The organism is Monashia sp. HAY1-5C (assembly GCF_056755255.1).
In genome coordinates this window covers 1-9,880 of sequence record NZ_JBPGXG010000156.1, presented here as the reverse complement: position 1 = coordinate 9,880, position 9,880 = coordinate 1, and the positions used below count along the sequence as shown (strand labels likewise).

7 protein-coding genes are annotated in these 9,880 nt (G+C 72.0%); all 7 read left to right on the top strand.

The window, feature by feature from the left end:
* A partial coding sequence (gene uvrA / locus ACR9ZK_RS18640; protein WP_481343458.1) for an excinuclease ABC subunit UvrA occupies nucleotides 1-3,194 on the top strand: 3,194 nt, incomplete at its 5' end.
* Nucleotides 3,191-3,661, top strand: coding sequence for a Rieske (2Fe-2S) protein (locus ACR9ZK_RS18635; protein WP_481343457.1), 471 nt, complete (start codon nucleotides 3,191-3,193; stop codon nucleotides 3,659-3,661). The genes uvrA and ACR9ZK_RS18635, both read left to right, overlap by 4 nt.
* 112 nt (nucleotides 3,662-3,773) lie before the next feature.
* Nucleotides 3,774-5,822, top strand: coding sequence for an excinuclease ABC subunit UvrC (uvrC, locus tag ACR9ZK_RS18630; RefSeq protein ID WP_481343456.1), 2,049 nt, complete (start codon nucleotides 3,774-3,776; stop codon nucleotides 5,820-5,822).
* A complete protein-coding gene (gene rapZ, locus ACR9ZK_RS18625) occupies nucleotides 5,819-6,736 on the top strand; it encodes an RNase adapter RapZ (RefSeq protein ID WP_481343455.1) in 918 nt (305 codons plus the stop codon). The genes uvrC and rapZ overlap by 4 nt, the downstream gene beginning before the upstream one ends.
* A gap of 11 nt (nucleotides 6,737-6,747) precedes the next feature.
* A complete protein-coding gene (locus ACR9ZK_RS18620) occupies nucleotides 6,748-7,722 on the top strand; it encodes a gluconeogenesis factor YvcK family protein (RefSeq protein WP_481343454.1) in 975 nt (324 codons plus the stop codon).
* Nucleotides 7,723-7,862: 140 nt separating this feature from the next.
* Nucleotides 7,863-8,843 carry a DNA-binding protein WhiA gene (whiA, locus tag ACR9ZK_RS18615; RefSeq protein WP_481343453.1) on the top strand — a complete coding sequence of 327 codons (981 nt, stop codon included), beginning with the start codon at nucleotides 7,863-7,865 and terminating at the stop codon, nucleotides 8,841-8,843.
* A 200-nt stretch (nucleotides 8,844-9,043) separates the two neighbouring features.
* On the top strand, nucleotides 9,044-9,880 hold an 837-nt coding region (gap, locus tag ACR9ZK_RS18610), incomplete at its 3' end, for a type I glyceraldehyde-3-phosphate dehydrogenase (RefSeq protein ID WP_481343452.1).

The window sequence follows — 9,880 nt, the reverse complement described above, 5'->3', positions numbered from 1 at the left end:
GCACCTCCCACTCCCTCGTCGTCCGCGGCGCGCGCGAGCACAACCTGCGCGACGTCTCGGTCGACCTCCCCAGGGACAGCCTCGTCGTCTTCACCGGGCTGTCCGGGTCAGGCAAGTCGAGCCTCGCGTTCGACACGATCTTCGCCGAGGGGCAGCGCCGGTACGTCGAGTCACTCTCCGCGTACGCGCGGCAGTTCCTCGGCCAGATGGACAAGCCCGACGTCGACTTCATCGAGGGGCTCTCGCCCGCCGTCTCCATCGACCAGAAGTCGACCAACCGCAACCCGCGCTCGACGGTCGGCACCATCACCGAGGTCTACGACTACCTGCGTCTGCTGTTCGCGCGTGCGGGCCGCCCGCACTGCCCGGTGTGCGGTGAGCCGGTCACCCGGCAGTCGCCCCAGCAGATCGTCGACCAGCTGCTCACGCTCGAGGACCGCACCCGGTTCCAGGTGCTCGCCCCCGTGGTCCAGGGGCGCAAGGGCGAGTTCGTCGACCTCTTCGCCGAGCTGCAGACCAAGGGGTTCTCCCGCGCCCGCGTCGACGGCGAGGTCGTCTCGCTCACCGAGGCCCCCAAGCTCGAGAAGCAGCGCAAGCACACCATCGAGGTCGTCGTCGACCGGCTCGTGGCCAAGGGCGACGACGCCGGGTCCAAGCGACGCCTCACCGACTCCGTCGAGACCGCGCTCGGCCTGGCCGGAGGCGTCCTCGTCATCGACTTCGTCGACCGTGACGCCAAGGACAAGGACCGCGAGCGCCGCTTCTCCGAGAAGATGGCCTGCCCCAACAACCACCCCCTGGGCATGGACGAGGTGCAGCCACGGTCGTTCTCCTTCAACTCCCCGTTCGGTGCGTGCCCGACGTGCACCGGCATCGGCACCGAGCTCGAGGTCGACCCCGAGCTCGTCGTGCCCGACGACGACCTGACCCTCGCCGAGGGGGCCATCCAGCCGTGGGCCCAGGGCTCCGGGTCGGCCGAGTACTTCCAGCGCGTCATGAGCGCGCTCGGGGAGGACATGAAGTTCTCGATGGACGTGCCGTGGCGGGCGCTGCCCGAACGGGCCCGCGAGGCGCTGCTCCACGGGCAGAACTACAAGGTCCACGTCCGCTACCGCAACCGCTACGGCCGCGACCGCTCGTACACGACCGGCTTCGAGGGTGTCGTCCCGTTCATCAAGCGGCGCCACTCCGAGACCGACTCCGACTGGAGCCGCGAGCGGTACGAGGGCTACATGCGCGAGGTCCCGTGCCCCGTCTGCAAGGGCGCCCGCCTCAAGCCCGAGTCGCTCGCCGTGCTCGTCGGCGGCAAGAACATCGCCGAGGTGTGTGCCCTGGCCATCAGCGAGGCGGCCGGGTTCCTCGACACCGTCGACTTCACGGCCCGCGAGAAGCAGATCGCCGAGCGGGTCATCAAGGAGATCGACGCCCGTCTGGGGTTCCTCCTCGACGTCGGCCTCGACTACCTCTCGCTCGACCGGCCGGCCGGCACGCTGTCCGGCGGCGAGGCGCAGCGCATCCGGCTCGCCACGCAGATCGGCTCGGGCCTCGTCGGCGTGCTGTACGTGCTCGACGAGCCCTCGATCGGCCTGCACCAGCGCGACAACCACCGGCTCATCGAGACCCTGACGCGGCTGCGCGACCTCGGCAACACGCTCATCGTCGTCGAGCACGACGAGGACACCATCGCCACCGCCGACTGGGTCGTCGACATCGGTCCGGGCGCCGGGGAGCACGGCGGACACGTCGTGCACTCCGGCCCGGTCAAGGGCCTGCTCGAGCACCCCGACTCCCTGACCGGCATGTACCTGTCCGGCCGGCGCGAGATCCCGACGCCGCCGGTGCGCCGCGGCCACGACGGCCGGCAGGTGACCGTCACCGGGGCGCGCGAGAACAACCTGCGGGACGTCACGGTCAGCTTCCCGCTCGGCAACCTCGTCGCGGTCACCGGCGTCTCGGGTTCGGGCAAGTCGACGCTCGTCAACGACATCCTCTTCAACGTCCTCGCCAACAAGCTCAACGGTGCCCGGCACGTCCCGGGCCGGCACAAGACCGTGACCGGGCTGGACCAGCTCGACAAGGTCGTCCACGTCGACCAGAGCCCGATCGGCCGCACCCCGCGCTCGAACCCGGCGACGTACACCGGCGTCTTCGACAACATGCGCAAGCTCTTCGCCGAGACGACCGAGGCCAAGGTCAGGGGCTACCAACCCGGCCGGTTCTCGTTCAACGTCAAGGGCGGTCGCTGTGACGCGTGCTCGGGCGACGGCACGATCAAGATCGAGATGAACTTCCTGCCCGACGTCTACGTCCCGTGCGAGGTGTGCCACGGGGCCCGGTACAACCGGGAGACGCTGGAGGTCCACTTCAAGGGCAAGACGATCGCCGACGTCCTGGACATGCCGATCGAGGAGGCCGCGGACTTCTTCGAGGCGGTGCCCGCGATCGCGCGCCACCTGCGGACCCTCAACGACGTCGGCCTCGGCTACGTGCGCCTCGGCCAGCCGGCACCGACCCTGTCCGGTGGCGAGGCCCAGCGCGTGAAGCTCGCGAGCGAGCTGCAGAAGCGCTCCACCGGCCGCACCATCTACGTTCTCGACGAACCGACCACCGGGCTGCACTTCGAGGACATCCGCAAGCTGCTCGACGTGCTCCAGGGCCTCGTCGACAAGGGCAACACCGTCATCGTCATCGAGCACAACCTCGACGTCATCAAGAACGCCGACTGGATCATCGACATGGGGCCCGAGGGCGGCTCGGGCGGTGGCACCGTGATCGCCGAGGGCACCCCCGAGGAGGTCGCTGAGGTCGCGGCCAGCCACACCGGCCGCTTCCTCAAGCCGATCCTCGAGCGCACCGCGCGGACGACGACGCGGGCCTCGAAGGCCTCGTCCTCAAAGACGTCCTCCAAGGGCTCCGCGGCGAGCTCATCGACGGGGTCCTCGACGGGCTCCTCGACGAGCTCCTCGACGGGGTCCACGTCCTCGGCCCGCTCCCAGCGGACTACCGGGGCAGGCTCAGGCTCGACGCGGACCATGACGACAGCCGCGAAGGGCAGCCCCACCAAGGGCGGCGCGACCGGCGGCCGCACCCGTGGGGGTGTCACGACCGCCGCCGCGAAGAAGACGTCCTCGGCCTCCACCGTGAGCACCGCCCGCACGTCGCCGAGCACCACGACGCGAAAGAGGAAGGCATGACCGAGCACGACCAGGACGGCGGTACCGACGCGGGCGCGTGCCTGCCCGGACGCCGCGGCGTGCTGCGCGCCGCCGGCGCCGTCGCCGGAGCGGTCGCCGGAGCGGGTGCGCTCGCCGCCTGCAGCAGCCCGCCCGTCCCGACCGGCACCTCCGGCGGGGCGGCAGGCGGTGCCGGTGGACCGGCCACGCCGACGCCGACGTCGGAGGTGCCGGTCGGCGGCGCGAAGTTCTTCCCGGACACCCAGACCGTCGTCACCCAGCCCCAGGCGGGCACCTTCAAGGCCTTCGACACCACCTGCCCGCACCAGGGCTGCGCGGTGTCCGCGGTGGAGGGCGGCCAGCTCGTGTGCCCGTGTCACCAGAGCCACTTCGCCCTCGCCACCGGTGAGGTCGTGTCGGGCCCGGCGCCGACGGGCCTGAGCCCGAAGACCGTCACCGTCAGCGGTTCGGGCTTCACCGTCGGCTGAGTCCCACGGGCCCGGCCACCGGTCACGTCGGGCACCTCGGTCACCTCGGTCTGGCCGCCGCGCTCGAGAGGGAGGGGACCGGGCCGTCGGTGGCCCGACATAGGGTGGAGCCGTGGCCGACCCGACGACCTATCGACCGAAGCCGGGGGAGATCCCGACCGATCCGGGCGTCTACCGGTTCCGCGACGGGCACGGTCGCGTCATCTACGTGGGCAAGGCCAAATCGCTTCGCCCGCGGCTCTCCTCGTACTTCCAGGACATCACGGCGCTGCACCCACGCACCGCCACGATGGTCACGACGGCCGCGTCGGTCGAGTGGACCGTCGTGCGCACCGAGGTCGAGGCGCTCCAGCTCGAGTACTCGTGGATCAAGGAGTTCGACCCCCGGTTCAACGTCAAGTACCGCGACGACAAGTCCTATCCGTTCCTCGCCGTGACCATGGGCGAGCCCGTCCCGCGGGCGCAGGTGATGCGTGGGGCCAAGCGCAAGGGCACGCGCTACTTCGGTCCGTACGGCCACGCGTGGGCCATCCGCGAGACCCTCGACCTGCTGCTGCGCGTCTTCCCGCTGCGCACGTGCTCCTCCGGCGTCTACAAGCGCGCGGCGGCCAGCGGCCGGCCGTGCCTGCTCGGCTACATCGACAAGTGCTCGGCACCGTGCGTCGGCAGGGTCACGCCCGAGGAGCACCGCGCCATCGCCGAGGACTTCTGCGACTTCATGGCCGGCAACACGACCCGGTTCGTCAAGCGGCTCGAGGCCCGGATGCGCGAGGCCGCGGCCGACCTCGACTTCGAGCAGGCGGCGCGCCTTCGCGACGACATCGGCGCGATCAGCAAGGCCCTCGAGAAGCAGGCCGTCGTCCTCGGCGACGCCACCGACGCCGACGTCTTCGCGCTCGCCGACGACGACCTCGAGGCGGCGGTCCAGGTCTTCCACGTCCGTGGCGGCCGCATCCGGGGCCAGCGCGGCTGGGTCGTGGAGAAGGAGAGCGAGGACCTGCCGGCCCTCGTCGGCCACCTGCTCCAGCAGGTCTACGGCGACGCCGACCGCGAGACGGTCCCGCGCGAGGTGCTCGTGCCGACCCTGCCCGAGGACTGCGAGGCCGTCGTCGAGTGGCTCTCGTCGGTCCGCGGCGCGCGGGTCGACGTGCGCATCCCGCAGCGGGGCGACAAGCGCACCCTCATGGAGACCGTCCGCCGCAACGCCGAGCAGTCCCTGGCCCGGCACAAGGTGGCTCGAGCCGGCGACCTGACGCTGCGCAGCCAGGCCCTCCAGGAGCTGCAGGAGTTCCTCGAGCTCGACGAGGCACCCCTGCGCATCGAGTGCTACGACGTCAGCCACGTCCAGGGCACCAACGTCGTGGCCTCGATGGTGGTCTTCGAGGACGGCCTGCCCCGCAAGAGCGAGTACCGACGCTTCATCGTCCGTGGCACGGCGGGCAGGGCAGGCACGACGGGCGCGGCCGTCGCACTCGAGGCCGCGGCAGACAGCACGGTGACCGTCGACGACACCGCCGCGATGCGCGAGGTGCTGACCCGGCGGTTCCGCCGGTACCTCGAGGAGGCGGAGGCGGACGGCGACCTCGCCGGCACCGAGGACACGGAGGGCACCGCCGACGACGCCCCTGCCGCGTCGGGGCCCATCGACCCCGAGACCGGTCGCCCGCGTCGCTTCGCCTACCCGCCGAGCCTCGTCGTCGTCGACGGCGGCCTGCCCCAGGTCAACGCGGCGCAGGCGGTGCTCGACGAGCTCGGCATCGAGGAGGTCGCGCTCGTGGGGCTGGCCAAGCGGCTCGAGGAGGTCTGGGTCCCACGCACCGAGCACCCGGTCATCCTGCCCCGCACCAGCGAGGGCCTGTACCTGCTCCAGCGCCTGCGCGACGAGGCGCACCGGTTCGCCATCACCTTCCACCGGCAGCGTCGGTCCAAGGCGATGACCACGAGCGCCCTCGACGGCATCCCTGGCCTCGGGTCGAGCCGGCAGAAGGCGCTGCTGCGCCACTTCGGGTCGGTCAAACGGCTTCGGGCCGCGGACGCGACGGACATCATGGCGGTACCTGGCATCGGCCCGTCGCTTGCCTCGGCGGTCGTGACCCACTTGGCTGAGGGTGCACCGCAGGAGCCAGCCGTGAACCTCACGACGGGAGAAGTCCTCGAATGACCGCCGACAGCAGGACCGCCGACCTGGCCTCCCTCGCGGACGCTCCGATCGTCATCGTCACCGGCATGAGCGGTGCGGGCCGCAGCACGACGGCGAACGTGCTCGAGGACCTCGGGTGGCTCGTCGTCGACAACCTGCCACCGCAGCTGCTCGGTCACCTCGCCGAGCTGCGCGACGCCGCGCTCGCGCACAACCCCGACGCGAGCCACCAGCAGGTCGCGGTCGTCGTCGACGTCCGGGCCGGTGGCTGGTTCGGCCACCTCGACGAGGCCATCTCCGCGGCACGCGAGCGGGGGGAGCGGCCGAGCCTGGTGTTCCTCGACGCCACCGACGAGGCGCTCGTCCGACGCTTCGAGAGCGTGCGCCGGCCGCACCCCCTGCAAGGCAGCGGCCGCCTCCTCGACGGCATCCAGCACGAGCGCGAGCTGCTGCAGGACCTGCGTTCGTCGGCCGACGTCGTCATCGACAGCTCTGGGCTCAACGTGCACCAGCTCAGTGCCAAGCTGTCCTCGCTGTTCGCCGGTGACCGCAAGGTGCAGCTGCGCATCGCCGTCATGTCCTTCGGCTTCAAGTACGGCCTGCCCCTCGACGCCGACGTCGTCTTCGACATGCGCTTCCTGCCCAACCCCTATTGGGTGCCCGAGCTGCGGGCCCTCACCGGCCGCGACGAGCCGGTGGCCGAGTTCGTCATGAAGCAGCCCGGTGCCGAGGAGTTCCTCGACCGCGCCGCCGACCTGCTCGAGACGATGATCGGTGGCTACGTCCGCGAGGGGCGCCGGTACGTCACGGTCGCCGTCGGCTGCACGGGCGGCAAGCACCGGTCCGTCGCCACCGCCGAGGCGCTGAGCCGGCGGCTGCGGGGCCACGACCGCGTCGACACGTTCGTCGTGCACCGCGACCTCGGCCGCGAGTGAACGGTGGACGCGTGACCCTGCCCGCCCCCCGCGTCGCGCTCGGCCCGTCCCAGCAGCGGCGCATCGTCGCGCTCGGCGGGGGGCACGGCCTCTCGGCGACGCTGAGCGCGCTGCGCCTGCTCACCGACGACGTCACGGCCGTCGTGACCGTCGCCGACGACGGCGGGTCGAGCGGCCGGCTGCGCCGTGACTTCGAGGTCCTTCCGCCCGGCGACCTGCGGATGGCCCTCTCGGCGCTGTGCGACGACAGCGACTGGGGGCACACGTGGCGCGACGTCCTCCAGCACCGCTTCGGCGGCGACGGCGACCTCCGGGGCCACGCGCTCGGCAACCTCATGATCGTCTCCATCTGGGAGCTGCTCGGCGACACGGTCCGGGGACTCGACCTCGTCGGCCGGCTGCTCGGCGCGCGCGGCCGGGTCCTGCCGATGGCCGCCGAGCCGCTCGAGATCGTCGCCGAGATCGTCGGCCACGACCCGGACCGCCCGGGTGAGGCCGTCACCGTCCACGGGCAGCACCGCGTCGCGTCCTCACCCGGCATCGTGTCCTCCATCGGCATCGTGCCGACCTGCCCGGCGCCCTGCACCGAGGCGCTGGGCGCGGTGGCCGAGGCCGACTGGGTCGTACTCGGGCCCGGGTCGTGGTTCACCTCGGTCATGCCCCACCTGCTCGTGCCCGACCTCGCCGACGCCCTCGTCGCCACGCGGGCGAGGCGCCTGCTCAACCTCAACCTCGAGGTGCACAAGGGCGAGACCCGGGACTTCCGCGCCGAGGACCACCTGGCCTCCTTCGCCGCGAACGCGCCGCACCTGCGCCTCGACGTCGTCCTCGCCGACCCGAGCGTCGTCGTCGACGAGCCGTCGCTGCGGGCCGCGGCGGCGGAGCTCGGTGCCGAGCTCGTCGTGGCGCCGGTCTCCGCGCGCGGTGCACCCGGTGTCCACGACCCGCTCCGGCTCGCGGCCGCGCTGCGGGACGTCATCGCCTGAGGACCTCCTCGCCCGACCTCGGCCAGCACGGTGGGGACGAACCGTGACGAACCGCCCGGGTGGCCGCCACGAGGCGCCATGGCGCATCGCTCACCCCTCTGCAGCCGAGGGTGCTTGATCAGGGTGGCAGGATGTGCCGCATGGCCATGACAGCGAAGGTGAAGGACGAGCTCTCGCGCCTCGAGGTGACCAAGCCCTGCTGTCGCAAGGCCGAGGTGTCGACCATGCTGCGCTTCGCCGGCGGGCTGCACATCATCGGGGGGCAGATCGTCGTCGAGGCCGAGCTCGACACCGCGAACGCCGCGCGCCGACTCCGCCGCAACATCGGCGAGGTGTACGGCCACCGGAGCGACGTCCTCGTCCTCGCGGCCGGCGGGCTGCGCCGCGGCTCGCGCTACGTCGTCCGGGTCGTCGAGGAGGGTGCCACCCTCGCGCGCCAGACCGGCCTCATCGACACGCGGGGCCGCCCGGTCCGGGGGCTGCCGCCGAAGGTCGTCAGCGCGGCGACGTGCGACTCGGAGGCGGCCTGGCGGGGCGCCTTCCTCGCGCACGGGTCGCTGACCGAGCCGGGCCGCTCGTCGGCGCTCGAGGTGACCTGCCCCGGCCCCGAGGCCGCCCTCGCCCTCGTCGGGGCGGCGCGTCGCCTCGGCATCCAGGCCAAGGCCCGCGAGGTGCGGGGGGTCGACCGCGTCGTCATCCGCGACGGTGACGCCATCGGCGCCATGCTGACGCGGCTCGGCGCCCACGACGCGGTCCTCGCCTGGGAGGAGCGCCGGATGCGGCGCGAGGTGCGCGCCACGGCCAACCGCCTCGCCAACTTCGACGACGCCAACCTGCGCCGCTCCGCGCGCGCCGCGGTCGCCGCCGGTGCCCGCGTCGAGCGCGCCATGGAGCTGCTCGGCGAGGAGGTCCCCGAGCACCTGCGCGAGGCGGGCCGGCTGCGGCTCGAGCACAAGCAGGCCAGCCTCGAGGAGCTCGGCCAGCTCGCCAAGCCGCCGATGACCAAGGACGCCGTCGCGGGCCGCATCCGACGCCTGCTGGCGATGGCCGACAAGCGGGCCGAGGACCTCGGCGTCCCCGGCACCGAGGCCAACCTGACGCCGGAGATGCTCGAGAGCTGAGCCCGGCGCGGCATCCGCCCGGCAACGCGCGCCGCCCGGGTTGCCTCTCCACGCCCTGAGACTGCCGACTCGGCGCCTCGGGGGAGCGACTAGGGTGGACTGTGACCGAGGTCGCAGCGTCGCGGCCCTCCCGTCGGACGAAGGTCGTCTGACGACGTCCGACACACCCTCACACCGTCTCACCGAAGAGGTGCACAGCAGTGACCGTTCGCGTTGGTATCAACGGCTTTGGCCGCATCGGCCGCAACTTCTTCCGCGCCATCGTGGCGTCCGGGGCCGACATCGAGGTCGTGGCCACGAACGACCTCATGGACAACAAGACCCTGGCCCACCTGCTCAAGTACGACTCGATCCTCGGGCGCTTCCCCGGCGAGGTGTCCTACGACGAGACGTCCATCACCGTCGACGGCAAGGCCATCCGCGTCTTCGAGGAGCGCGACCCGTCCGCGATCGACTGGGCCGGCGTCGGTGCGGACGTCGTCGTCGAGTCCACCGGCTTCTTCACCGACGCGGAGAAGGCCAAGGCGCACGTCGCCGGCGGCGCGAAGAAGGTCGTCATCTCGGCGCCGGCCAAGAACGAGGACATCACCATCGTCATGGGCGTCAACGACGACCTGTACGACGCCGACCAGCACACCGTCATCTCGAACGCCTCGTGCACGACGAACTGCCTCGCGCCGATGGCCAAGGTCCTCCACGAGGAGTTCGGCATCGTCAAGGGCCTCATGACGACGATCCACGCGTACACGCAGGACCAGAACCTGCAGGACGCCCCGCACAAGGACCTCCGTCGCGCCCGCGCGGCCGCGCTCAACATCGTCCCCACGACGACCGGCGCCGCCAAGGCCGTCTCGCTCGTCCTGCCCGAGCTCAAGGGCAAGCTCGACGGCTACGCCCTCCGTGTCCCCGTGCCCACGGGCTCGGCCACCGACCTGACGTTCGAGGCCGGCCGCGAGACCACCGTCGAGGAGGTCAACGCCGCGGTCAAGGCCGCCGCCGAGGGTCCGCTCAAGGGTTACCTCGTCTACACCGAGGAC

Excerpts from the sequence above, each read along its gene's own strand:
- ACR9ZK_RS18635 (WP_481343457.1), top strand. The coding sequence starts at position 3,191 with ATGACCGAGCACGACCAGGACGGCGGTACCGACGCGGGCGCGTGCCTG.
- rapZ (WP_481343455.1), top strand. The coding sequence starts at position 5,819 with ATGACCGCCGACAGCAGGACCGCCGACCTGGCCTCCCTCGCGGACGCT.
- whiA (WP_481343453.1), top strand. The coding sequence starts at position 7,863 with ATGGCCATGACAGCGAAGGTGAAGGACGAGCTCTCGCGCCTCGAGGTG.